Raw genomic sequence first — 1,801 nt, 5'->3', positions numbered from 1 at the left:
CCGACTTTATCACTTAAAAAATACAAAAGGGCAGCTAACCCCTTGCGCCACAAGGGATTTCGCTGTTCTTTAATCTCGTTTAGGTGTTGTATATGGAGCTTTGGCGTAATTTTTGAGTTCTTCAAACTTCACGAACCCTTTGTTCCATTCCATGCCCAATAATCTATTTAGTAGCTGCATATCTGGACTTTCTTGTAGTCTATAGTAATTATCTTGTAACCTAGTTGCTTTGGCACTGTTGAGAGCATTAGCGATTCTCCTTGGACTCATCTTCCAATTAATTTGATGTTGGAGGAGTCGAAGATGAATTAAAGCGATAAAACAAGTCAAAAAATGTGCCTGTATATGATTTTCTGTCCATACATAAACAGGTCTACTTTCAAGCTCTGTCTTCGTGATGCGGAAGCAATCCTCAATCTTAGCTAACTCTTTATAAGCCTCCAACATCTCTTCATCTGTCATTCCAACTTCACTTGTTACAAGAACATTCACACCATCAAACTGAGCATCAAAATCAACCTGCTCATGGTCAATGGTAACAAGTGGGGAAAAAGGCTTTAGTTCCCCTGTTTTTTCATCCAGATAGTGGAGGTCTAGATATTTCTTGCCTCCTTTTTTACTGGTCTGTCGAAAGAGTTCCGCATTGGTTAGTTGGCTGGCATATTCTAAAGCACCTTCCCGACGAATCCGTTCTCGATCAGCGTATTTCTTAGACCAAGTAATCAGAACTTTCTCTTTGACAAGTGGAGAATCCTTCTTCGTTCCCAGCTTGCGTTCACGTAGATAGGACTTCTTTGCGAAGGTCAACTCCTTATTAAATTGCCAATCGTTTGGATTTAGAATTTGTGTTTGTAGCTCCTTTGAGGCGCCACGCCGTCCACGATGCTTCTGGGAGAAGAGCCATCCATCTTTTTGATGAATCATCTCAGAAATATTGTAAGAGCTATTCATAGCCTTATCGGCCACCACCACAATACGCTCAATTCCAAACTGTTTTTTAACTTCCTCAACAGCTGGAAGATAGGTAATAGGATCTGTTTGATTTCCTCTAAATAACTTATAACTGATGGGAATTCCATTCGTATCCATAAATAATCCTAATTGGACAATGGGTTTGGGACGATGTTCCTTACTAGGACCTCGTCTTCTTAGTCCTTCTTTTAGAATTTCACCATCAACTGAAACAACCGTCTCATCGGGGATATCTGTTTCAAAGTAGTAGTTCGTTACATCGTAGAAAACTAAACGTGCTTCACGCTTGGTCATGCGACTCACTTCTTTATGAAGATGAAGCAGAAGTTTTTCTTTCAAGGTATCCAACTTATCTAACGAACGATAAATAGCGTTGAGGCTTATTTCCCAATGACCAAATAAGTTTACTTGAGAAGCATAAGTAGATAACTTACTATCTGGATTGAGGACTCTCTGAAAAACTAATAGTTTTAAAATTTGAGCCAAATCGTACTCTGATTTCGATTTCACTGTCTTTAGAAACTCGGTTAGTTTTAACTCTTCAAACAGGTTATCCAAGACCATCCAACCATAGGACTGATCCACCTCATTCATAGGAGCCAGTAGGTCATAGCTTACTTGAAAGAATTGAGGTTCTGTTAGTAGACCTTCCTTTGCCTCACGTTTCAAACGTTCTAAGATATCAGGTTCCTCTACCTCTAGTTCATCTAAGAGACCATATTTTTTCAAAATACGCTGTCTGACTTTTCCATCTTTTCGATATCCCTCCACAAGATAGACATGAGTACGTCCTTCTTTGTTGGTTGTTGTTTTAATAAATGCCATACTC

General features: G+C 39.3%; 1 protein-coding gene. It reads right to left on the bottom strand.

The window, feature by feature from the left end:
- Window positions 1–69 precede the first annotated feature (69 nt).
- Complete coding sequence (locus HT719_RS09240; RefSeq protein ID WP_050302804.1) at window positions 70–1,797, bottom strand: IS1634 family transposase; 1,728 nt, start codon at window positions 1,795–1,797, stop codon at window positions 70–72.
- Window positions 1,798–1,801: the final 4 nt, after the last annotated feature.

This window comes from Streptococcus sp. k-378, assembly GCF_013277505.1.
Lineage (GTDB): Bacteria > Bacillota > Bacilli > Lactobacillales > Streptococcaceae > Streptococcus > Streptococcus pseudopneumoniae.
This window is presented reverse-complemented; position numbering and strand designations above follow the sequence as displayed.